Here is a 22,999-nt window from a genome sequence, read left to right on the forward strand (position 1 = left end):
GCCATGCCGGCGGCGTCGGGGTCACTTGATGTAGACGAGGCCGTCGGTGGTGACCGTGGGACGGCCGCTGGTGCCGACCACCACGATCTTCACGGTGTGCTTGGCACTGCTGGACCAGGTCCTGGTCCAGATCGCCTGCCGGTAGAGGGTGGTGGAGGACTTCAGATCCACCGTGGCGACCTTGGTGCCGTCGACGTAGACGTAGGCCTGGCCGGAGCTGGAGGCGCGGGAGACCACCCAGGCTGCGGAGCGGCCGGTGAAGGTCCAGGTCAGGCTTGCCCCCTTGGAACCGCTGGCGTAGGACTTGCCGCCCAGGTAGCTGGTGGAGGAGCGAGTGGTCCAGCTGCCGGACTTGGTGGCGGAGCTCTCCTGGAGGATCACCGGCGTGTACGCCGGGGAGACCGTGCGGTAGTTGCCGGCGTAGTCATAGGCGCGCATCGACCAGGTGGTGGCCGTGCCGGACGTGGCGGTGCGGCTGGAGCTGGTGGTGGTCGGACCGAAGGTGGCCGCCGTCGGGGACACCAGCTTCACGGAGCTGAGCGCGGTGTTGTCGGTGGCCTTCCAGCCGAGGGTGACCGGGACAGCGCCGGTGTTGACGGTGCCGGTGCGCAGGGAGAGTGTCGGGGTGGTGGTGAAGGTCGGCGCCGTCGTCTCCGCCACAACGTTCACCGAAGCGCTGGTGGCGGTCTTGCCGGACTGGTGCACGGCCTGTACCGCGACGGTGTGGCTGCCCAGGGGAAGGGTGGCACCGACGGAGGTGGCGGAGCCGGGGGCGGTGGCGACGGTCTTGCCGTCGACGAGCAGTTTGAAGCTCGAGATGAGCGAGGACGGCGTGGTGGCCGTCCAGCGCACCGTGACGGCGCCCTTGGTGTAGAACGTCGAGCCCGAAAGGCCCGCGCCGTCCACCGAGGAGACCTTCAGTCCCTGCACCGGGCCGGACGCCCAGGCGCGGACGGTCGGCAGTTGGTTGTAGAGGGATTGGCCGGGGCACTGGGTGTTGTAGCCGTCACGGTGGCCGGAGATCCGCTGGAACGTGTACTTGCTGCCCGCGGTGAAGCCGGTGCCGAAGTAGTTCGTCTGGGTCGCGCCCGCGGTGAGCTGGACGGTCCCGGAGGGGTCGGCGCCGTACTGGCCGAGCTTCCAGGCCGCGACGCGGGCGATCGAGGTCAGCGCGGCGTTGGTCGCGCTGGTGGAGGTGTAGTCACCGAGCACCGCGATGCCCGCGGACTCCCGGTTCCAGCCGTAGGTGTGGGCACCCAGCACCGGCAGGTCGACGCCGCCCTTGCGGCCCTCGAAGATCGTGCCGCACTTGTCGACGAGGAAGTTGTAGCCGATGTCGTTCCAGTGGTTGACCTGCGTGTGGTACGCGTAGATCCCCCGCACGATCGACGCGGAGTCGGCGCAGGAGTAGTCGTTGGCCCCGTCGGTGTGGTGGACGAAGACCGCCTTGACGTCCGTGTTGTACTCCGACGGGTCGGGGCTGAGCGACTCGTCGGCCCCCCAACCGGCGCGCGAGGTGATCGGCGGTTCGGGCACGGTGGACGGCGGTGCGGACGGTGTGGTGGCCGACGCGCTCGTCGTGGGTGAGGCGGACACCGAGTCGGTGGGGGTGGCCGTGGGCGTGGTGTCGGTCGGCGCGGGGGACGTGGTGGTCTGACCGTCCGTGGGCGTGGTGCCGTCGCCGGGTGCGGCGGAGTCCGTGGGCGTGGCCGAGTCGGTCGGTGTGGTCGAGTCGGTGGGCGTGGTCGAGTCGGTGGGCGTGGCACCGGGACTCGTCTCGGCGACGAAGGCGGCCGGCTCACCACTGGTGGTGGACCTGGTCTCGGCCTCGGTCACCACGCCCGGGTCGACCAGGTTCACCTCGAGTCCCTTGGGCAGCGGGCCGGTGGTGCCGTTCTTGCGGACGACCTGGACCTGGACGCCGTCGGAGGAGCCGACCCAGAGGGGCTCGGAGGCGCCGCGCACGCGGGGACCGGGCTTCTCCAGCGGGTCGATGTTCACTTCGAGGTCGCGCCAGGCGCTCCACTCACCGGTCTCCAGGCTGCGGGTGCGCACCTGCGCCGTGCCGTCGAGCCGCTTGGCTCCGCCCGTCCACGAGACGCCGACCATCGAGAACTGCTCGGTGTCCGTGCGCGGCAGCTCCCGCCTGCCGGCTTCGGCGCCTTTCAGCGTGAGGTCGTAGACCTTCACCGGCCGCTTGGCGCGGCCCGCCGCCCCATGGTCGGAGGGGCTGGCGACGGCATAGGTCACCACGCCCCCGCCCCCCAGGACCACGGCACCGAGCGTCAGCCACGCCCGACGCTTGAGACTCAGCGGTCTGTACGCATGCGACGTACGACTCACGACGTATCCACCCCTCGAGGGCCGACAAAGGCCACAGAACAAAGTCACGGAGGGCACACCCGTCACAGGGGTGACCCATCCACCCAGCGCGGCCGGGTCGGCGAACATCACAGGGAAACAGGCAGGAGTGACGTGGATCACTGCGATCGTCGGCCTGCGGAGGCCGTCACAGGTTCGCACCGCCGCGCACCGCGGACTGAAACGGCCGGACCGCCGACTCGGCGTCTGAAGCTGTGACAGCAAAAGGGGTCCATACGCTGAGGCAGTCGAAATGAGCAGCGACGGCGTCAGACGCGTACAACAAACCGGCAACGATCACGCAAGGACGGACACAGGCATGGGCGACCGACACAGCGACGGCGGAGCATTCGCCCGCCGACGCGTCGGCGCGGACGGCCCGGTGGCCCACGGAAGCAGCGCGGCCGGTCTCACGGACCTGGAAGCGGCGCTCGGTCACGCCTTGCGCGCCGACGCCCTTGACACGACTGCCGAGCGGCGCGCTGTCGCCGCATTCCGCGCGGCGCGCGACGCAGGAGTGCACAAGGAGGCGCGGCCCCGGAGGCGGGACGACTGGCGTGCGCGGCGCAGCCCTGCCGGGCGCTGGGTGAAAGCCACCGTCGCCCTCTGCCTCGCCACCTTCACCCTGGGCGGCGTCGCGATCGCGGCGATCGGCTCGGCCGACTGCGCCGGGAGTCCGCAGGACGAGGCCCCTGGGCAGCGGCGTCCGTCGCCGACGGCTTCGCAGCCCTCCAGAACGGCCCCGGAGGCGGCCGAGCCCACCACGCCTGCCATCTCGGACCCGCAGGACCGTCCGCCCACAGCCAAGGACATCCAGGCCCACTGCCGTGCGTACGCATCGGTGAAGGGCCGGGGCAAGGCGCTGAACTCGGCGGCCTGGCAGCGGTTGCTCGCAGCCGCCGGTGGAGAGGACAACGTCGCTGCCTACTGCGCCGACCAGTTGTCGCAGGTGCGGACCGGCGACGCGGGCACGCCCGGCGGTGAGCCGAACGGCAAGTCCGCCGACAAGTCCACCGACAGGAAGGCCGGACAGGCGGACCGCGCAGGCTGAGGAAGCCGAGGAAGCGGCGAGCGCCGCTCGACCGAGCTGTCACATGGCTCAACCGGGAGCATCGACCGGGGCTTTCCTTCCCACCCCCGGGTGAACCCCACGGGCCCGCTGGGTCGGTGCGTCGAGCCCTGTCCACGGGGTCGGCATAGTGGCCGGGGTCTCCGCACCCCCACACGCAGGAGGAAACGCATGCTCGGCACCGACTTCCGCACCGGGTCGCCCAACTGGATCGACCTCGGCAGCCCGGACACGGACGCGGCTGTCGCCTTCTACGGCGCCGTCTTCGGATGGCAGTTCGTCTCCGCCGGGCCGCAGGCGGGCGGCTACGGGTTCTTCCAGAAGGACGGGAAGACCGTCGGTGCCGTCGGGCCGCTGACCGAGGAGGGGGCCGGGTCGGCCTGGACGACGTACTTCCAGAGCGACGACGTCCAGGCCACCGCCCGCGAGGTGGTCGCCGGCGGGGGCGGTGTGCGTGCCGAACCCATGGACGTCATGGGCGAGGGCTGGATGGCCCAGTTCACCGATCCGCAGGGGGCGCGGTTCGCCGTGTGGCAGCCCGGGCGGACCAAGGGCCTGGAGATGACGTCGCGGGACGACACGCTGGTGTGGGTGGAACTGCACGTGGACGACCCGGAAGCCGCGATCCGCTTCTACCGCGCGCTGTTCGGGTGGCGTTCGCAGGCGATGGAGGCGCCCGGCATGACGTACCGGGTGCTCAGCATCAAGGACGGCGACCAGCAGGAAGGGTCCTTCGGCGGCGTGGCTCCGCTTCAGGACGAGCGGGAGGAAACGCGCTGGGTGCCGTACTTCGCCGTGGCCGACGCCGATGCCACCGTCGCGGCGGTGCAGGGCAACGGCGGGACGGTGCTCATGCCGGCCACGGACGTGCCGGACGTCGGACGCATCGCCTGGCTGGCGGACCCGGGCCGGGCGGTGTTCGCCGTGCTGAAGCCGAACCCGCGCCAGGGCTGAACCAGCGGCGGGCACGGTGACGGGGCCGGGCCGTTCCCCCGGGCGGCGGTTGCCGAGCCGTCGGCGGCCTCGGCCGTCATGCCTTCTGCGCCACCGAGGTCTGCCGGACCCAGCGGAAGCTGCCACGACTCCGAACGCCTTGTCTGCGACATGAGTTGAGCGGGATACTCGAGCTGACGGGACTGGCGATCAGGGGGACGGGGGCCCGCCGGTGGGTGCTTCTGGGCATGACGAGACGGCACGGACGCGGGAGCTGGCCCGGGAGGCCGTGCGTCGGTTGGCTCCCGAGGAGCTGGCGTTCTTCGACGAGACGGCCGACGCCTACTTCGAGGACCCGGCCCGAGCGACCCGGAAAGCACGGCCCGAGCCGCTGGGCATCGGCATCGAGGCCATCGTCGTCTCCACGCTGACGGCGTTCGCGTTGCCGGTCGCGGCGACCGTCGCCGGGAACATCGCCACCGACGTCATGCGCGAGGAGCGCAGACGAGGCTGGTGGCGAAGGCGCAGAGCGCGGGCGGACGGCGGTGCGGGCGGCGCCCCGGACGGTGGGTCGGCCCCCGATCCGGCCGGTGGCGCGGACAACCCGTTCGCCGCGCCGGGCACCGTACGGCCCGTGCCACCGGGCGGCGGGGAGGCCCGACCCGCGGACTTCGAGCTGCTGCTGCGCGTCGCCTACGACCGGGGAGTGGCACTGGGCCTGCCGCCGGACCAGGCACAGCTCCTCGCCGACGCCATCCTGGGTGCGGTCGTCGGCGGGCGGGGCGGTGGGACTCCGGGGGGCGACGCGCCGACCCGGGGCAGTCGGGACGGGGAGGACGGCCCCTGGTGAGGGAGGGACCGATCAGGGCGGAGTTCGGCAACCCGGTGGCGGTGCACCCGTTCCGGTTACCGTCCGGAACGTCCCTGCGGTTCGCGTTGCTCATTCTGAGCACATCGGTGGCGATGGCGACGACCATCGGCGGAGCGGTCGGCACGGCGAGGTACTTCGGGCTCGGCGGCGACGTCGGCTCCATCACCAGGTCCCTCGAATGCGCGTCCGCGAACTTCGCCGAGACGGCCGCCGATCCGGCGGAGTTCGCCCGCCGCTGCGCGCCGCCGGACGTGGGCGGCGGGAGCGCCGTGGAGCTGGCTGCCCTGGCCGCCCTGTGGCTGGCCGTCGGCATCACGTACTGGTTGCTCCCCGCCTACCGGCTCCGCCGACGTCGGCTACGGCCCTTGCGGGGCGACGCGCACCCGGACGTCCAGCGCACGCTCACGGAACTGGTGGCGCTCGCCGAACTGCGGTGCCGGGTGCGTTTCGTCGTCGACTGGGGGGACCCGCGCCCCACCGGACTCGCCTTCGGGCGCCTCGGCCGACGCTATGTGATGCTCGGCGAGGGACTGCTGCGACTGCACGGCCGCGATCCCGAGGCCTTCCGCGCGATCGTCCTGCACGAACTCGCGCACCTGCGCAACCGCGATGTCGACATCGCCTTCCTCACCCTCATCTGCTACCGGCTGTTCGTCGTCGCGTTCGCGATCCCGGTGGCCGTCACGGCACCCTTCGCCCTGCTGGTCAGCTGGGTGCTGTTGCCCGGAGGTGTGATCTACCAACTGCTGTTCACCTTCGCCCAGTGCGCCCTGGCGGTCACCGTCGCCCACACCAGCAGTGCCGTACTGCGCAGCCGCGAGCTGTACGCGGACGCCCGGGTCGCCGTGTGGACGCGCGGCGCCCACTCGTTGCGACGCCTGCTCGCCGCACAGCACGGCATCGAGCCGGCCACGCTCCGTCGGCCGCTGTTCCGGCGTACGCATCCCTCCGCCGCGAAGCGGCTGGCCGCCCTGAGCGACACCAGGCTGCTGTTCGGCGTGTCCCCTTGGGAGGCCTTCGGGCTGGCCCTGTGCTGCTCGCTCGTCTACTGGCAGGTGGCGCAGGGGACCGAGGCGGCAACCAGTCTGGCCGACCGCGGCAGCGCACTGAGCGCGATCATCCCCGCCGTCCTGCTGGGCGGTGGCGTGGCGGCGGGCATCTGGCGTGTGACACTGGCCGCGCATCTGCATCACGCCAGGTGGGCGAACGCCCACCGCATGGGGCTCGCCGTGGGCTGCGGCCTCGTCGTCGGCACGTTCGGGGACCAGTGGCACAGCACGGCCCTCGCCCTCGGCGTCGCCGACTCGCTCCCGGTGCAGCTGGCGTGGTGGCTGCTCCTCGGAGCCGTCGGCTACGGGTTCGTACGGTGGAACGTGGTGGCCGCACGGGTGTGGGCACCGGTCGTGCTCGCCGCCCGGCGCCCGCTCGCGCCGATCGTCGTCGGCTGCGCGACCGGTGTGGTGCTGCTGAGCTTCTGGCTCGGGCACGCCTATGCCGCGGGGATGCCCGGCTTCGGGCTGCTGCCCCTGCCACGCCCGCTGAACCTGCTGCCGACGCCGTTGGACTACCTCGGTTTCGTGTTCTCCATGGCCGTCGTGAGCACACCCCCGCTGGGAGTCCTCGCCCTGGTCGGGGTCACCGTCGGGCTCCCGCTCGCCGCCACGCTCGGGCTACGGCTCTTCGGGCGCGCGCGTGGTGACGCGCCCGCCGCGGGACCCGAACGGTTCCTGCTGTGGCCCCCGTCTCCCAAGGCCTCCGCGGCGCTCCTCGTACCGCCACCTCTGCGTCCCGTGCGGGCGTTGGTGGAAGGTGTTGTGATCGGCGCCGCCGCAGGGCTCGGACTGTGGGTGGTGCATGTCGTCAGTGCCCTGGTCTTCCCGTGGCCGATCCAGTTGATCGGCGCGGTGTTCCCCCTCTACTTCGTGCCTGTCGCGATGCTGCTGCAGCTCGCCGTCGGCTTCTTCGTCGCCTGGCGCAACACAGACCACGAACTGCGCTCGCTGCACGGGGTTCTCGCCGTCCTCGGCGCGGGCCTGCTGCTCCCCCTGGCCGCGTTCACCGCACGCGACCACTTCGCCTGCGTGCGCTGGGGCACCGGCCACCCGGCCTGCGAACTGGTTCCCTCACCCGCGATGGCCTCGATCACGGCGACGATCGTGGCCTGGACCGCCGCCCTCGCCCTGCTCCTCCTCCCCACCTGGGCCGCCCTGCGCGACGGAGCCCGGAAGGCAGGCCCACCCCGTGCCGAATACGGGTAGATCCACCGCCGGAATCGCCCCCCACCCCTCGCATCAGGGCGCCACACGGAAGGCGATGCTCGTCACGTGAGCAAGCCCTTTCGCCGTCGGCCGTATTGAAGGATGCGAAGGGAGAAGAAGTGCCCTGGGCCCGACTCCAACGAGGCGGGCCCTTCTGACCTGCATGTCTGACAGCGGCAACGTCGTGGAATTGCCCCTACACGTTGAACCGGAACTCCACCACGTCCCCGTCCTGCATCACGTAGTCCTTGCCCTCCATGCGCGCCTTGCCCTTGGCGCGGGCCTCCGCAACCGAGCCGGCCCCCACCAGGTCCTCGAAGGAGATGACCTCCGCCTTGATGAAGCCCTTCTGGAAGTCGGTGTGGATGACGCCGGCCGCCTCGGGGGCCGTGGCACCCTTCTTGATCGTCCAGGCGCGGGACTCCTTCGGGCCCGCCGTGAGGTAGGTCTGCAGGCCCAGGGTGTCGAAGCCGACGCGGGCCAGGGTGGCGAGGCCCGGCTCGTGCTGGCCGACCGACTCGAGGAGTTCCAGGGCCTCGTCCTCGTCCAGCTCGGCGAGGTCCGCCTCCAGCTTGGCGTTGAGGAAGATCGCCTCGGCGGGGGCGACCAGCGCGCGCTGCTCGTCCTTGAAGGCGTCGTCCATCAGCTCGTCCTCGTCGACGTTGAAGACGTACAGGAACGGCTTGGTGGTGAGCAGGTGCAGGTCGTGCAGGAGCTCGGCGCGCTCGCTGCCCTGGACGATCCCGTGCGCGAAGAGCGTGTCGCCCTTCTCAAGGATCTCCTTGGCCTCCTCGACGGCCTTCACCTTCGGGGCGACGTCCTTCTTGATCCGCGATTCCTTCTGCAGGCGCGGCAGGACCTTCTCGATCGTCTGCAGGTCCGCGAGGATCAGCTCGGTGTTGATCGTCTCGATGTCGTCCTTCGGCGAGACCTTGCCGTCCACGTGCACGACGTTCTCGTCCTTGAAGGCGCGGATGACCTGGCAGATCGCGTCCGACTCGCGGATGTTCGCGAGGAACTTGTTGCCCAGACCCTCGCCCTCGCTCGCGCCGCGCACGATGCCCGCGATGTCGACGAAGTCCACGGTCGCCGGGAGGATCCGCTCCGACTTGAAGATCTCGGCCAGCTTGGCGAGACGGGCGTCGGGGACACCGACGACACCCACGTTCGGCTCGATCGTGGCGAACGGGTAGTTGGCCGCGAGCACGTCGTTCTTGGTCAGGGCGTTGAACAGGGTCGACTTGCCGACGTTGGGCAGACCGACGATTCCGATCGTGAGCGACACGTTGCGACTTCCCGTACGTGAGATTGGAGGACTGGACTGGGCTGCGGGCCCGGGTCCGTCAGGAGAGTGTGCGGGCCGATCCACCAGTCTACGGCGTACCCGGCCGCGCTCCGGGTACGTATCGAACGCTTGGACAAGCTCTCGCCAACGGCGTGTGTCATACGCCATTCCGCACATAAACCGACCTAAGTTGGTCCAGTGGAGCAACACAGGACGCGACCCCCGCAACACGGACCGCGACGCGGTGCCCCCCTTCCCCCGCAGGGCCGGCGCAGCGCCGCCGCGCCCGTACGGTCCGGCTCGGCCGCACGGCCTCCCCGGCCCGGCGGCCCCGGCCGGCCCGAGGTGGGCGACGGGGCCGACTGGGCACGGCCGGCACCCCAGGGCAACAGTGGCGCGCAGCGGCGCCCGGCGGCTCGGGTGCGGAACTCTCCCGCGCTCGATCAGGCGGCACGGCGGCTGCCCGGCCCCCGGCTCACCGGGCTCGGCGGCGGACTGTTCTGCGGTGCCGTGATGCTGGTGTCGGGCTGTCTCGACCGGCTGCTGTTCGGGGCGTCCCTCACGGTCTACGGCGTGCTGTTCCTGCCGGTGGCCGCGCTGACCGCGCTGTGGGTGCGGCGCGGGGACCTGGTGACCGCGCCGGTGGTCGTGCCCATTGCGTTCGCCGCCGGGCTGCTGGTCGTGGCCGACAGCGAAAGCGGGGTCGCCGGGCGTCTGGTCGGGCTGGTCACCGCGCTCGCCACGCAGGCCGGCTGGCTGTACGGCGGCACGCTGATCGCGGGCGTCATCACGACCGTACGCAAGGTACGGATGCTGCGCCGCAGGGTGGCGGCGCGCCGTCGGAGCGGTTGACGGCGCGGGACGCTCACACCACCGAGCGCCCCGCACCGGTGCCTGCCGCTATCCCTGCTTCGCCGCCCTCATCGCCGCTCCCACGATCCCCGCGTTGTTCTGGAGCTGGGCCGGGACGATCTCCGCCTCGATGCCCTCGATGAGCGGCAGGAACTTCTCGGACTTACGGCTGACACCGCCGCCGATGATGAACAGCTCCGGCGAGAACAGCATCTCCACGTGCGCGAGGTACTTCTGTACCCGGCGGGCCCAGTGCTCCCATGTCAAGTCGTCGTCGTCCTTGGCCTTGCTGGAGGCGCGCCTCTCGGCGTCGCGTCCGTTCAGCTCCAGGTGGCCGAGCTCCGTGTTCGGCACAAGGACGCCGTCGGTGAACATGGCGCTGCCGATGCCCGTACCGAACGTCAGCACGATGACCGTGCCCCTGCGTCCACCGCCCGCGCCGAACTGCATCTCGGCCACGCCCGCCGCGTCCGCGTCGTTCACCACGGTCACCGGAAGGCCGCCCAGGCGCTCGCCGAACAGGACGCGCGCGTCCGTGTCGACCCAGCTCTTGTCGACGTTCGCCGCCGTACGGATCATGGCGCCGTCCGTGACAACACCGGGGAAGGTGAGACCCACCGGGCCGCTCCACCCGAAGTGGTCGACGACCTCCTTCACCCCGTCCGCCACCCCGTCGGGCGTCGCCGGGTGAGGGGTGAGCACCTTGAAGCGCTCCTGAGCCAGGTCGCCCCGCTCCAGGTCAACGGGAGCACCCTTGATCCCGGATCCGCCGATGTCCACACCGAAGATCTGCATGGGCACCACGGTACGTCGTGGCGCAGACAGCCACGCCACGGCTCCCTGCGCGAAGGCTTCCGCGCCGTCGCTGCCGCCGGGTGCGCTACTTCTCGCCGGTGCGCTCGGCCACCAGCGTCGCGGCCTCCTCGCGCAGGTCACGGCGGAGTTCCTTGGGCAGCGAGAAGGTGATGGACTCCTCGGCCGCCTTGATGATCTCGACGTCCTCGAAGCCGCGCTGCGCGAGCCACTCGAGCACCTGCTCCACCAGCACCTCGGGCACGGAGGCACCCGACGTCACGCCGATCGTCGACACGCCCTCGAGCCAGGACTCGTCGATCTCGTCGGCGAAGTCCACCAGGTACGCCTCGCGCGCGCCCGCGAGCTTGGCGACCTCGACCAGCCGCTTGGAGTTGGAGGAGTTGCGGGAGCCGACCACGATGACCAGGTCCGCCTCGGCGCCCATCTGCTTCACCGCGAGCTGGCGGTTCTGGGTGGCGTAGCAGATGTCGTCGCTGGGCGGGGAGACCAGCTGCGGGAACTTCTCCTGGAGCGCGTCGACCGTCTCCATGGTCTCGTCGACCGACAGGGTCGTCTGGGACAGCCAGACGACCTTCGACGGGTCGCGCACCTCGACCTTCGCGACGTCCTCGGGGCCGTCGACGAGCTGGATGTGGTCGGGGGCCTCGCCGGACGTGCCGATGACCTCTTCGTGGCCCTCGTGGCCGATCAGGAGGATGTCGAAGTCCTCCTTGGCGTACCGGATCGCTTCCTTGTGGACCTTGGTGACCAGCGGGCAGGTGGCGTCGATGGTGGCGAGCCGGCCCTGCCTGGCCTCCTCGTGGACGGTGGGTGCCACGCCGTGCGCGGAGAACATGACGATGTTCCCCGGGGGCACCTCCTCCGTCCGCTCCACGAAGATCGCGCCCTTCTTCTCCAGGGTCTGCACGACGTACTTGTTGTGGACGATCTCGTGGCGGACGTAGATCGGCGCCCCGTACTGCTCGAGGGCCTTCTCGACGGCGATCACTGCACGGTCGACACCCGCGCAGTAACCCCGGGGGGCGGCGAGCAGAACACGGCGGCCAGACGAAGCAGTCATGCGATCCATCGTAAGGCCGGGCCCGGAGTCGTAGATCGCCTCCTTGGGGAGAGGTTGTGCCGACCGGCGTTGTCGGTCCCGGCCACTACGCTCGGGCGCATGGCTGTCAACACGTCCGCGGAGAACCCCCTGCCCGTCGGTGAGGTGTCGCGGCTCATCGGGGGGTGGATCGACCGGCTCGGGGCCGTGTGGGTCGAGGGGCAGATCACGCAGTTGTCGCGGCGGCCCGGCGCCGGGGTCGTCTTCCTGACGCTGCGCGACCCGTCGTACGACATCTCCGTCGGGGTCACCTGCTACCGCCAGGTGTTCGACTCCGTGGCCGACGTGGTGAGCGAGGGCGCCCGTGTCGTCGTCCTCGCCAAGCCCGAGTGGTACGCCCCGAGGGGACAGCTGTCGCTACGGGCGGCCGAGATACGGCCCGTGGGCGTCGGGGAACTGCTCGCGCGGTTGGAACAGCTCAAAAAGGCGCTCGCCGCCGAGGGCCTGTTCGCGCCCGAGCGCAAGAAGCCGCTGCCGTTCCTGCCGCAGCTGATCGGGCTGGTGTGCGGCCGTGCCTCGGCGGCCGAGCGCGACGTGCTGGAGAACGCGCGGCACCGCTGGCCCGCCGTCCGCTTCGAGGTGCGCAACGTCGCCGTGCAGGGCGTGCACGCCGTACCGCAGGTGGTGCAGGCGGTGAAGGAACTGGACACGCTGGACGAAGTGGACGTGATCATCGTCGCGCGCGGCGGCGGGAGCGTGGAGGATCTGCTGCCGTTCTCGGACGAGCAGCTCGTCCGGGCGGTGGCCGGCTGCCGCACGCCCGTGGTGTCCGCCATCGGTCACGAACCGGACAACCCGCTGCTCGACCACGTCGCCGACCTGCGGGCCTCCACCCCGACCGACGCGGCCAAGAAGGTCGTCCCGGACGTCGGGGAGGAGCTGGAGCGGGTACGGCAGCTGCGGGACCGGGCACGGCGGTGCGCGCAGGCGTTCGTCGAACGTGAGGAGCGCGGGCTGGCGCACGCGCTCGCGCGGCCCTGCATGCAGGACCCGCACCGTATGGTCGACGAACGGGCCGACCAGGTCACCGCGCTGGTCGACCGCGCCCGGCGCACCCTCGGGCATCTGCTCGACCGCGCCGAGTCGGAGCTGATGCACACGCACGCGCGCGTGGTGGCGCTGTCCCCGGCCGCGACGCTGCGGCGGGGATACGCGGTGCTGCAGAAGGCCGACGGGCACGTGGTTCGCGCACCGGACGAGGTGGCGGCGGGCGAGGTGCTGCGGGCGCGGGTCGCCGAGGGCGAGTTCACGGTACGGGCCGACGGCGAGGGTTCCGTCGGCCATCAGGGATCTTAGGGTGGGCGCATGACCAGCAGGACGGACGAGGCACTCGGCTACGAGCAGGCGCGGGACGAGTTGATCGAGGTGGTGCGGCGCCTGGAGGCCGGGGGCACCACGCTCGAGGAATCCCTGGCGCTGTGGGAGCGGGGGGAGGAGCTGGCCAAGGTGTGCCGGACGTGGCTGGAGGGCGCCCGCAGGCGGCTCGACGCTGCGCTGGCCGAGGAGGAGGACGGCGCCGAGGGCGAGGGCGCGGAAGGGGCCGGGTGACCGGGCGGCGCCGCCCGGCGTCCCGCGTCGTCAGCCGGTCTTCAGCGCCTCGGCCATCTTCGTCAGCTGCGCGAACGACGCGGTGCCCGTCACCACGGTCGTGGCGCCCTTGCCCTTGAGTACGAGCGCGTCGTAGCGGCCGCCGGTGTAGCGCTGCCAGGTCTGCCCGCCGATGCGCTGGGTGTCCTTGGTCTCCTGAGCACCCTGGCTGGCGTCGTCGACGAACGTGGACGCCCTCTCAGTGGACTGCTCGATCGCCACGTACTGCCCCTCGGGGTCCTGGAAGCCGAGGTGCCAGGCGTCGAAGGGTTCGTCCTGGAAGCGTACCGAGGTGGCCTTCCAGGTGTCGGGCAGGCCTTCGGGTGCCGCGACCGGGTAGCTCGCGGCGCGGCGCGCGGTGAGCAGCTCGACGCGGTAGTCGACCCGCTTGATGTCGGGAGCGTGGTCGTCGTGGGGGATAAAGAGATAGATGACGCCCGCCATCAGCCCGATGAGGCCCAGGGAGAGGATCATGTCCCGGACCGTCTGCTTGCCTTTCATACCTGCCACGCCCCTATCGTCGCAGGTGCCTGGGTCTGCTCATCCGTGGGGTGCCCTGCTCATTTTGTCTGTCCGACGATAGAGTCGGGGCATCACCCTCATCCGGCCGTCGTCGTATCAGAAAGGTGCGCTCCGATGACCGAGAATCATCATCTGCCGTCCGAGCTCGAAGTTCCCTCCGAGGCCCCGGACCGCAACCTCGCACTCGAACTCGTCCGGGTCACCGAGGCCGCCGCGATGGCCGCGGGCCGCTGGGTCGGCCGCGGGGACAAGAACGGCGCGGACGGCGCCGCGGTGCGCGCCATGCGCACCCTCGTCTCGACCGTGTCGATGAACGGCGTCGTCGTCATCGGCGAAGGAGAGAAGGACGAGGCCCCGATGCTCTTCAACGGGGAGCGGGTCGGCGACGGGACCGGCCCGGAGTGCGACATCGCCGTGGACCCGATCGACGGCACCACCCTCACCGCGAAGGGCATGCCGAACGCGATCGCGGTGCTGGCCGCCGCCGACCGCGGGACGATGTTCGACCCGTCCGCCGTCTTCTACATGGACAAGCTGGTCACCGGCCCCGAGGCGGCCGACTTCGTCGACATCAACGCCCCCGTCTCGGTGAACATCCGCCGGGTCGCGAAGGCCAAGCACTCCACGCCCGAGGACGTCACCGTCGTCATCCTCGACCGGCCGCGCCACGACGGTCTGATCAGGGAGGTACGGGAGACCGGCGCGCGCATCAAGCTCATCTCGGACGGCGACGTGGCCGGTTCGATCCTGGCGCTGCGCGAGGGCACCGGCATCGACCTGCTGCTCGGCATCGGCGGTACGCCCGAGGGCATCATCTCCGCCTGCGCGGTGAAGTGCCTGGGCGGCACCATCCAGGGCAAGCTGTGGCCGAAGGACGACGAGGAGCGGCAGCGCGCCCTCGACGCGGGCCACGATCTCGACCGGGTGCTGACGACGGACGACCTGGTCTCCGGTGAGAACGTCTTCTTCGTCGCCACCGGCATCACGGACGGCGAGCTGCTGCGCGGTGTGCGCTACCGGTCGGAGACCGCCACCACCGACTCGATCGTCATGCGCTCGAAGTCCGGCACGGTCCGGCGGATCGACTCCGTTCACCGGCTGAGCAAGCTGCGCGCGTACAGCGCGATCGACTTCGACCGGGCGAAGTAGGCCCTGCGGATAGGGGGCGCCCTCTGTGCGGAGAGGGCGCCCCTTTCCGTATGCGCCTGGTCCCTTCTGCGGCCTGGTCCTTCGTATGCGCCCGAATGCGGGGCCGTTCAGCCGGCCGCCGCTATCGTCCCCCGTGCGGCCTTCTTCAGTTCCAGTTCGCGGCGGCGGCGCCGGGCCAGCACAACACGGCGTTCGGCGGCCGTGAGCCCGCCCCACACTCCGTACGGCTCGGGCTGCAGCAGGGCGTGTTCCCGGCATTCGACCATGACGGGACAGCGCGCACAGACCCGTTTGGCCGCCTCCTCGCGGGACAGCCGGGCCGCGGTGGGTTCCTTGGAGGGGGCGAAGAACAGGCCGGCCTCGTCGCGCCGGCACACCGCCTCCGTGTGCCACGGGGCGTCCTGATCCCTGTCACGCACTGGCACCCGCTGGTGCGGAACGTCAGCGACCTGCAAGGACGAATGCGGCGGTTGCAGCACGGTCTACTCCTGACGACGGCTTCGCGAGCGAGAGACGATGCAGCAAGGCCTACCCGCTGTGCGCACGCCTATGCACTGAGTTCCCAACCGCAGGAACTCCAGGGGTTGTTCATGCCGCCGGAATGTGACCGGCACATGCCGCGCCCGGCCGAATTCACAAGCGTCAATGGCCCAGGTGTTTGCGCAAAGACTTGTCCACCTTGTGCGACACGCGGTCGAGAATGTCGGCGACCGACTTGCCGCGCTTGGGCTTCGCCTCGACGTTCCCGAACACGGCGAGTCCGTCGACATGGATGACAGGCGCGTCCGGATCGCCCGAATCCAGCGGGCTCACCTCGAAGTTGCCGAGTACCCCACCGCCGGTGCTGCGCAGCGACACGTTCTCCGGGACGCGTATCTGCACGTCGCCAAAGACCGAGACCGCCTTGATCACGACCTGCTGGTACTCGAAGAGCGCCTCGCTGAGATCGATCTCGACACTGCCGAAGATCGCGTACGCGTGCGTGCGACGGCGGGGGCGCCAGCGGCCCCGGCGGATGGCGCTGCTGAAGACCGCCACCACGTTCTCGTCGGGCTCCCTCGGTATCGCACCCGGAGCGGGCCGGTCCGGCGGCGCGGCGTACGCCGGGGCGGTGCGGCGCGGGTGGGCGGCGGGCAGGTCGCGAACGAACCGGTCGAGCTCACCGACCGTCTTGGCGTGCAGCACACCCTCGACGCGCTCGGCGTGCTCCTCGGCGGTCAGACGCCCCTCGGCGAGGGCGTCCCGCAGGATGTCGGTGATGCGGTCGCGGTCGGCGTCGGAGCAGCGCAACTCGGCCGGGGGCACGGGCCGGTCGTCGGTCGGGGCGGGGCTCTTGTGAAGGTCCACGGCAGCAGCGTAGCGAAACGCGATAGATCGCGACTACCCCCCGAACGGGCCTGTGGAAAACCAGCCGGGGGAATCCAGCGAACCGAACCGTCGAACCGGGCCGTCGGGACCGAACCCGGGCCCGTCGAACCGGGCCGTCGGCGCGGAACCCGGGACTGAGCCCTACCTCACAGGTCCACGGTCAGACCCAGGTTCTACGCTGGTGGACGCTGCCAACGGAGGCCAGCCGCTGTCTGTCTAGTGAGGAATGGGCGAGATGCCTGAGTTCGCGTACACCGATCTGCTCCCCACGGGAGAGGACACCACCCCGTACCGGCTGGTGACGTCCGAGGGCGTCTCCACCGTCGAGGGACCCGACGGGCGTACGTTCCTCAAGGTGGAGCCCGAGGCACTGCGCAAGCTGGCCGAGGAGGCCATCCACGACATCCAGCACTACCTGCGCCCGGCCCACCTGGCGCAGCTGCGCCGCATCATCGACGACCCGGAGGCCAGCGCCAACGACAAGTTCGTGGCCCTGGACCTGCTGAAGAACGCGAACATCGCGGCGGCGGGCGTCCTGCCGATGTGCCAGGACACGGGCACCGCGATCGTGATGGGCAAGCGCGGCCAGAACGTGCTGACGGAGGGCGAGGACGAGAAGGCCCTCTCCCGCGGCATCTACGACGCCTACACCAGGCTGAACCTGCGCTACTCGCAGATGGCTCCGCTCACGATGTGGGAGGAGAAGAACACCGGTTCGAACCTCCCTGCGCAGATCGAGCTGTACGCGACGGACGGCGGCGCCTACAAGTTCCTGTTCATGGCGAAGGGCGGCGGCAGCGCCAACAAGTCCTTCCTGTACCAGGAGACGAAGGCCGTCCTGAACGAGGCCTCCATGATGAAGTTCCTGGAGGAGAAGATCCGCTCGCTGGGCACGGCCGCGTGCCCGCCGTACCACCTGGCGATCGTCGTCGGCGGTACGAGCGCGGAGTACGCCCTGAAGACCGCGAAGTACGCCTCCGCGCACTACCTGGACGAGCTGCCGGCCGAGGGCTCCGAACTGGGGCACGGCTTCAGGGACAAGGAGCTGGAGGAGAAGGTCTTCGAACTGACGCAGAAGATCGGCATCGGCGCGCAGTTCGGCGGCAAGTACTTCTGCCACGACGTGCGCGTGGTGCGTCTGCCGCGGCACGGTGCGTCCTGCCCGGTCGCGATCGCCGTCTCCTGCTCCGCCGACCGTCAGGCGGTCGCGAAGATCACGGCCGAGGGCGTCTTCCTGGAGCAGCTGGAGACGGACCCGGCGCGCTTCCTGCCGGAGACGACGGACGAGCACCTGGACGAGTCGTCCGACGTGGTCAAGATCGACCTGAACCAGCCGATGGAGGCGATCCTCGCCGAGCTGACGAAGTACCCGGTCAAGACCCGGCTGTCCCTGACGGGCCCGCTGGTCGTCGCCCGGGACATCGCCCACGCGAAGATCAAGGAACGCCTGGACGCGGGCGAGGAGATGCCGCAGTACCTGAAGGACCACCCGGTGTACTACGCCGGCCCGGCGAAGACCCCCGAGGGCTACGCCTCGGGCTCCTTCGGCCCGACGACGGCCGGCCGCATGGACTCCTACGTCGAGCAGTTCCAGGCGGCGGGCGGCTCGAAGGTGATGCTGGCCAAGGGCAACCGGAGCAAGCAGGTCACGGACGCGTGTGCCGCGCACGGCGGCTTCTACCTGGGTTCCATCGGCGGCCCGGCGGCCCGCCTCGCCCAGGACTGCATCAAGAAGGTCGAGGTCCTCGAGTACGAGGAGCTGGGCATGGAGGCCGTCTGGAAGATCGAGGTCGAGGACTTCCCGGCGTTCATCGTCGTGGACGACAAGGGCAACGACTTCTTCCAGGCGCCCGCGGAGCCGCCGACGTTCACGTCGATTCCGGTGCGGGGGCCGGGGCTGGCGTAACCCTCCGGGCGCGGCGGGGGTGGGATCCGCCCCGGCCGCCCCTACCCTTCCCGTCTCCAGGGGCTCCGTTCCTTGACCCCCACCAGGGGCATCGCCCCTGGACCCCAGCGGGGACTGCGTCCCCCGCACCCCGCTGCGGGCTCCGCCCCAGAGACGGGAACGGCAGGGGCGCGGGGCGGACCCGGTGACCGCAACCGCCCACCGGCCCGCACCCCCATCCGGCCCACCCCCGGAACAACCCCGCCCTGCCCCGCGCTGTACCCGACATGAGCGAATACCGCATCGAGCGCGACTCCATGGGCGAGGTCCAGGTCCCCCTCCACGCCAAGTGGCGCGCCCAGACCCAACGTGCCGTGGAGAACTTCCCCGTCTCCGGGCAGCGGATCGAGCGCGCGCACATCGAGGCGCTCGCCCGTATCAAGGCCGCCGCCGCCAAGGTCAACGCGGAGCTCGGCGTGCTCGACAAGGACGTCGCCGACGCCATTCAGGAGGCCGCCGCCGAGGTGGCCGAGGGCCGGTGGGACGAGCACTTCCCCGTCGACGTCTTCCAGACGGGCTCCGGCACCTCCTCCAACATGAACACCAACGAGGTCATCGCCACCCTCGCGACCGAGCGCCTCGGCCGGGACGTGCACCCGAACGACCACGTCAACGCATCGCAGTCGTCCAACGACGTCTTCCCCTCCTCCCTCCACATCGCCGCCACCGCCGCCGTCAGCCGGGACCTGATCCCCGCCCTCGACCACCTCGCCACCTCCCTCGAACGCAAGGCCGAGGAGTTCGCCGACGTGGTGAAGTCCGGCCGGACGCACCTCATGGACGCCACGCCCGTGACGCTCGGTCAGGAGTTCGGCGGGTACGCCGCACAGGTGCGGTACGGCATCGAACGGCTCACCGCCTCCCTCCCCCGCCTCGCCGAGCTCCCCCTCGGCGGCACCGCCGTCGGCACCGGCATCAACACCCCGCCCGGCTTCTCCGCCGCCGTCATCGCCGAGATCGCCCGCACCACCGGGCTGCCGCTCACCGAGGCCCGCAACCACTTCGAGGCCCAGGGCGCCCGGGACGGGATCGTCGAGACCAGCGGGCAGCTGCGCACCATCGCCGTGGGCTTCTCGAAGATCGCCAATGATCTGCGGTGGATGGCCTCCGGGCCGCGCACCGGCCTCGCCGAGATCAGCCTCCCCGACCTGCAGCCCGGCTCCTCGATCATGCCCGGCAAGGTCAACCCCGTGATCCCCGAGGCCGTTCTCATGGTCGCCGCCCAGGTCATCGGGAACGACGCCACCGTGGCCACCGCGGGCGCCTCCGGCAACTTCGAGCTCAACGTGATGATGCCGGTCATCGCCAAGAACGTGCTGGAGTCCGTCCGGCTCCTCGCCAATGTCGCGCGGCTCCTCGCCGACCGCACGATCGACGGCATCGTCGCCCACCGCGAACGCGCCCGCGAGTACGCCGAGTCGTCACCCTCCGTCGTCACGCCGCTCAACCGGTACATCGGCTACGAAGAGGCCGCGAAGGTCGCGAAGAAGTCGCTCGCCGAGCGCAAGACGATCCGTCAAGTCGTTCTGGAGTCGGGCTATGTGGACCGCGGCGACCTCACCCTCGACCAGCTCGACGAGGCGCTGGATGTCCTGCGGATGACACACCCGTAACGCCTCGCCCCATACCGACGCACATCACCCGCCCTGACGCGAACCGATGACGGGCACCACAGCGTCGTATGCCTGGGGCACCTAATATCTGTGCATGGCAGAGGGTGGAGCGGTGAGACGAGTGGAAGCGGGCGAAGCCGACGGCGTGACGGGGCGTTGGGCGCCCGGTGACCAGATCCTGTGGCGGTACCGGGAGAACGCGGGTGAGCGCTTTCACATCGCCCGACCCGTGACCGTCGTACGCGACGACTCCGATCTGCTCGCCGTGTGGATGGCCCCGGGGACGACGTGCGTGCGGCCCGTCCTCGCCGACGGCACCCCGCTGCACGCCGAACCGCTCCGAACCCGCTACACCAAGCCGCGTACCGTGCAGCTCGACCGCTGGTTCGGCACCGGCGTGCTGAAGCTGGCCCGGCCCGGTCAGCCCTGGTCGGTGTGGCTGTTCTGGGACCCGGGCTGGCGCTTCAAGAACTGGTACGTCAACCTGGAGGAGCCGCTGGTGCGCTGGGCCGGCGGCGTCGACTCCGAGGACCATTTCCTGGACATCTGCGTCTACCCGGACCGCAGTTGGGGCTGGCGCGACGAGGACGAGTTCGCGCAGGCCCAGCAGGACGGACTGATCGGCCCTCAGCTCGCCGAGCGGGTGCGGGAGGCGGGACGGTCCGCGGTGGAGGTGATCCGCGCCTGGGGCACGCCGTTCTCGGACGGCTGGCAGCACTGGCGTCCCGATCCGACCTGGTCGGTGCCGCGGCTGCCGGACGACTGGGACCGCACTCCCGCGTACTTGACGTCATGAGACCCTTGTTGCGCCCCCGCGGTACAACCGTAGGATCGTCCTCCGCAAGGGCGCACCACAGCAACTCCCGCAGTAAGCGCTGGGCTTGACCGAACGTCACCGAGGGGCGGCAGGACGTGAGCGAGGGGTACGAGGGCCAGACCGGGACGGCTCGTCCGACCGGTGCACCAGGAACCGCGTGTGACCTGGCGGGAAATCCGTTCCTGGGGCACGTATTGCGGGTATCGGCTTCACGGTGGGACGAACTGCACGCACGGCGCGCAGCCCCGGACGGATGGATTCGACACGCGTGACGGAGCACCCGACCTCCCACGAACGCCCCCAGCCGGGCGTCGGCCCCGCGGAGCCCCGCGGGGCGCTCCTGCGTACCCCGGAGCCGCTGACCGCCCCGCCGGCCACGGCTTTACCCGCACAGACCCGGGCGGGCGACACGCCCGCCGCGCCGCCGCCCTGCGCCCAGCACGGATCGCCTGGCTCCCCGGGCGGCGCGTCCACTCCGCTGCCCGCGGCGGGGGGCACCGAGCACTCCCAGCCGGCCGCGGACGAGCCCGACACGCACCGGCCGCGGCCGGCCCCGGAGGTGATCCCGGTCCAGCCGAGCGGGGAGCAGGACCGTCCCGCCGCCGTGCCCGGCGGCAAGGAGCGGCGCACCGGGCAGGGCCGGCCGAGCGGGCCCATGCCGATGCGGCGCGACGGCGACCGGCTGCGCTTCGTGGGCGCCGCGACCCGGCGGATCGCCCGCGGCATCGACCTGGACGAGATCGTGATGGGCCTGTGCCGGGCCACCGTGCCGACGTTCTCGGACGCGATCCTCGTGTATCTGCGGGACCCGCTGCCGGTGGGTGACGAGCGCCCCACGGGGCCCCTGGTGCTGCGGCTGCGGCGCACCGACCGGATACCGCAGGAGCGGGACCTGGAGGACGGCATCCTGCCGGTTCCGGTGCCGGAGGACTCCGGGGTCGTGGAGCTGAGCAACGAGCTGTGCGAGGTGCGGGCCGGCGGTGCGCTCGCCGAGGTGCTGCGCGGCGTGCGCCCGGTGTTCGCGGACGCGCCCGCCGCCCGGGCCGCGCTGCCCGAGCTGCTCGGCGACGACCTGGCGGTGCCCCCGGGTCAGCGCGCCATCCTCGCGCCGCTGCGCGGACGGCGCCGGGTGATCGGCGCCGTGCTGTTCCTGCGCCGCGCGGAGCGTCCGGCGTTCGAGGCCGACGATCTGCTGGTCGCCGCGCAGCTCGCCACGCACAGCGCGCTCGGCATCGACAAGGCGGTGCTGTACGGCCGTGAGGCGTACATCGCCGACGAGTTGCAGCGCACCATGCTGCCGGAGACGCTGCCGAACCCGACGGGCGTACGGCTGGCGTCCCGCTACCTGCCGGCCGCGGAGACCGCGCGGGTGGGCGGCGACTGGTACGACGCGATTCCGTTGCCGGGCAGCCGGGTCGCGCTCGTCGTGGGCGATGTGATGGGCCACTCCATGACGTCCGCGGCGATCATGGGGCAGTTGCGGACGACGGCTCAGACACTGGCCGGGCTCGACCTGCCGCCGCAGGAGGTGCTGCACCACCTCGACGAGCAGGCGCAGCGGCTCGGCACCGACCGCATGGCGACCTGCCTGTACGCGGTCTACGACCCGGTCTCGCACCGGATCACCATCGCCAACGCGGGCCATCCGCCGCCGGTGCTGCTGCACCTGGGCGGCCGCGCCGAGGTGCTGCGGGTGCCCGCGGGCGCGCCCATCGGCGTGGGCGGGGTGGACTTCGAGGCGGTGGAGCTGGACGCCCCCGCCGGGGCCACCCTGCTGCTGTACACCGACGGGCTGGTCGAGTCGCGTCTGCGGGACGTGTGGACCGGAATAGAGCAGCTGCGGGAGAAGCTCGCCGCGACCGCCCGGATCACCGGTGCCGACCACCCGCCGCCGCTGGAGGCGTTGTGCGACGAGGTGCTCGACATGCTCGGGCCCGGCGACCGCGACGACGACATCGCGCTGCTCGCCGCCCGCTTCGACGGGATCGCCCCGAGCGACGTCGCGTACTGGGTGCTGGAGCCCGAGGACGCGGCGCCGAGCCGGGCCAGGCGGCTGGCGCGCCGTGCGCTCGACCGCTGGGGACTCCAGGAGCTGACGGACTCGGTGGAGCTGCTGGTCAGCGAGGTCGTCACCAACGCCGTGCGGTATGCGACCCGTCCCATCACCCTTCGGCTGCTGCGCACCGACGTGCTGCGCTGCGAGGTGGGCGACGACGTGCCGCAGCTGCCGCGTCTGCGGCAGGCACGGGCCACGGACGAGGGCGGCCGGGGCCTCTACCTGGTGAACCGGCTGGCCCGGCGCTGGGGTGCGACCCGGCTGAGCACCGGCAAGGTGGTCTGGTTCGAGCTGAACCGGGGCTGAGAGCCCGTGTCCGGCACAGGGTCTCAGGTACGGCGGCGACACAGGCTCTGAGGTACGGCAGCGCGAAGGGCGCCCGGTGGCCGGTCCACCGG

General features: G+C 71.1%; 19 protein-coding genes. 12 read left to right on the forward strand and 7 right to left on the reverse strand.

Annotation, left to right across the window (positions count from 1 at the left end; translation table 11 throughout):
- Positions 1-21: 21 nt before the first annotated feature.
- Positions 22-2,409, reverse strand: coding sequence for a peptidoglycan recognition protein family protein (locus tag ACZ7L1_RS05620; RefSeq protein WP_471434867.1), 2,388 nt, complete (start codon positions 2,407-2,409; stop codon positions 22-24).
- Positions 2,410-2,680: 271 nt separating this feature from the next.
- On the opposite strand from ACZ7L1_RS05620, the gene ACZ7L1_RS05625 reads away from it, so the two are divergent.
- From ACZ7L1_RS05625 to ACZ7L1_RS05640, 4 genes are all read left to right on the forward strand, one after another.
- A complete protein-coding gene (locus ACZ7L1_RS05625) occupies positions 2,681-3,412 on the forward strand; it encodes a hypothetical protein (protein WP_471434459.1) in 732 nt (243 codons plus the stop codon).
- 189 nt (positions 3,413-3,601) lie between these two features.
- Positions 3,602-4,384, forward strand: coding sequence for a VOC family protein (locus ACZ7L1_RS05630; protein ID WP_471434461.1), 783 nt, complete (start codon positions 3,602-3,604; stop codon positions 4,382-4,384).
- A gap of 211 nt (positions 4,385-4,595) precedes the next feature.
- Positions 4,596-5,213 (forward strand): hypothetical protein, encoded by a 618-nt coding sequence (locus ACZ7L1_RS05635; protein ID WP_471434463.1) that lies wholly within the window; start codon positions 4,596-4,598, stop codon positions 5,211-5,213.
- Entirely contained in the window at positions 5,210-7,492 is a 2,283-nt protein-coding gene (locus ACZ7L1_RS05640; protein WP_471434465.1) for a M48 family metallopeptidase, read from the forward strand. The genes ACZ7L1_RS05635 and ACZ7L1_RS05640 overlap by 4 nt, the downstream gene beginning before the upstream one ends.
- A gap of 196 nt (positions 7,493-7,688) precedes the next feature.
- On the opposite strand, the gene ychF is transcribed toward ACZ7L1_RS05640, so the two are convergent.
- The gene (ychF, locus tag ACZ7L1_RS05645; protein WP_471434466.1) at positions 7,689-8,777 is read right to left on the reverse strand and encodes a redox-regulated ATPase YchF; all 1,089 of its coding nucleotides are present in this window, start codon (positions 8,775-8,777) and stop codon (positions 7,689-7,691) included.
- A gap of 420 nt (positions 8,778-9,197) precedes the next feature.
- Between ychF and ACZ7L1_RS05650 the strand changes: the two genes are divergently transcribed.
- Positions 9,198-9,629, forward strand: coding sequence for a DUF6542 domain-containing protein (locus ACZ7L1_RS05650; protein ID WP_471434467.1), 432 nt, complete (start codon positions 9,198-9,200; stop codon positions 9,627-9,629).
- A 48-nt stretch (positions 9,630-9,677) separates the two neighbouring features.
- On the opposite strand, the gene ppgK is transcribed toward ACZ7L1_RS05650, so the two are convergent.
- Entirely contained in the window at positions 9,678-10,424 is a 747-nt protein-coding gene (ppgK, locus tag ACZ7L1_RS05655; RefSeq protein ID WP_471434468.1) for a polyphosphate--glucose phosphotransferase, read from the reverse strand.
- 85 nt (positions 10,425-10,509) lie between these two features.
- Positions 10,510-11,514 carry a 4-hydroxy-3-methylbut-2-enyl diphosphate reductase gene (locus ACZ7L1_RS05660; RefSeq protein WP_471434470.1) on the reverse strand — a complete coding sequence of 335 codons (1,005 nt, stop codon included), beginning with the start codon at positions 11,512-11,514 and terminating at the stop codon, positions 10,510-10,512.
- Positions 11,515-11,604: 90 nt separating this feature from the next.
- On the opposite strand from ACZ7L1_RS05660, the gene xseA reads away from it, so the two are divergent.
- Together xseA and ACZ7L1_RS05670 are read left to right on the forward strand one after the other, a co-directional pair.
- Positions 11,605-12,840 carry an exodeoxyribonuclease VII large subunit gene (xseA, locus tag ACZ7L1_RS05665; RefSeq protein WP_471434471.1) on the forward strand — a complete coding sequence of 412 codons (1,236 nt, stop codon included), beginning with the start codon at positions 11,605-11,607 and terminating at the stop codon, positions 12,838-12,840.
- Between the two features lie 9 nt (positions 12,841-12,849).
- Positions 12,850-13,092, forward strand: coding sequence for an exodeoxyribonuclease VII small subunit (locus ACZ7L1_RS05670; RefSeq protein WP_471434473.1), 243 nt, complete (start codon positions 12,850-12,852; stop codon positions 13,090-13,092).
- 30 nt (positions 13,093-13,122) lie between these two features.
- Here ACZ7L1_RS05670 and ACZ7L1_RS05675 read toward each other — a convergent pair whose 3' ends face one another.
- A complete protein-coding gene (locus tag ACZ7L1_RS05675; RefSeq protein WP_388991234.1) occupies positions 13,123-13,641 on the reverse strand; it encodes a DUF4245 domain-containing protein in 519 nt (172 codons plus the stop codon).
- 126 nt (positions 13,642-13,767) lie between these two features.
- Here ACZ7L1_RS05675 and glpX point away from each other — a divergent pair, with 126 nt between their 5' ends.
- Positions 13,768-14,802 (forward strand): class II fructose-bisphosphatase, encoded by a 1,035-nt coding sequence (glpX, locus tag ACZ7L1_RS05680; RefSeq protein WP_103838383.1) that lies wholly within the window; start codon positions 13,768-13,770, stop codon positions 14,800-14,802.
- Positions 14,803-14,909: 107 nt separating this feature from the next.
- Here glpX and ACZ7L1_RS05685 read toward each other — a convergent pair whose 3' ends face one another.
- Both ACZ7L1_RS05685 and ACZ7L1_RS05690 read right to left on the reverse strand, forming a co-directional pair.
- Entirely contained in the window at positions 14,910-15,281 is a 372-nt protein-coding gene (locus tag ACZ7L1_RS05685; protein ID WP_103838382.1) for a WhiB family transcriptional regulator, read from the reverse strand.
- A gap of 163 nt (positions 15,282-15,444) precedes the next feature.
- The gene (locus ACZ7L1_RS05690; RefSeq protein WP_471434476.1) at positions 15,445-16,149 is read right to left on the reverse strand and encodes a DUF1707 SHOCT-like domain-containing protein; all 705 of its coding nucleotides are present in this window, start codon (positions 16,147-16,149) and stop codon (positions 15,445-15,447) included.
- Positions 16,150-16,405: 256 nt separating this feature from the next.
- Here ACZ7L1_RS05690 and ACZ7L1_RS05695 point away from each other — a divergent pair, with 256 nt between their 5' ends.
- The 4 genes from ACZ7L1_RS05695 (at position 16,406) to ACZ7L1_RS05710 (ending at position 22,907) form a co-directional block, all read left to right on the forward strand.
- A complete protein-coding gene (locus ACZ7L1_RS05695; RefSeq protein ID WP_471434478.1) occupies positions 16,406-18,076 on the forward strand; it encodes a fumarate hydratase in 1,671 nt (556 codons plus the stop codon).
- 266 nt (positions 18,077-18,342) lie between these two features.
- A complete protein-coding gene (locus ACZ7L1_RS05700) occupies positions 18,343-19,728 on the forward strand; it encodes a class II fumarate hydratase (protein ID WP_471434480.1) in 1,386 nt (461 codons plus the stop codon).
- 94 nt (positions 19,729-19,822) lie between these two features.
- Positions 19,823-20,524: a cytidylyl-2-hydroxypropylphosphonate hydrolase gene (gene fomD / locus ACZ7L1_RS05705; protein ID WP_471434482.1), complete on the forward strand. Its 702-nt coding sequence runs from the start codon at positions 19,823-19,825 to the stop codon at positions 20,522-20,524.
- Between the two features lie 274 nt (positions 20,525-20,798).
- Complete coding sequence (locus ACZ7L1_RS05710) at positions 20,799-22,907, forward strand: SpoIIE family protein phosphatase (RefSeq protein WP_471434484.1); 2,109 nt, start codon at positions 20,799-20,801, stop codon at positions 22,905-22,907.
- The last annotated feature ends 92 nt before the right edge of the window (positions 22,908-22,999 follow it).

It is taken from the genome of Streptomyces sp. NPDC107546, from assembly GCF_055639175.1.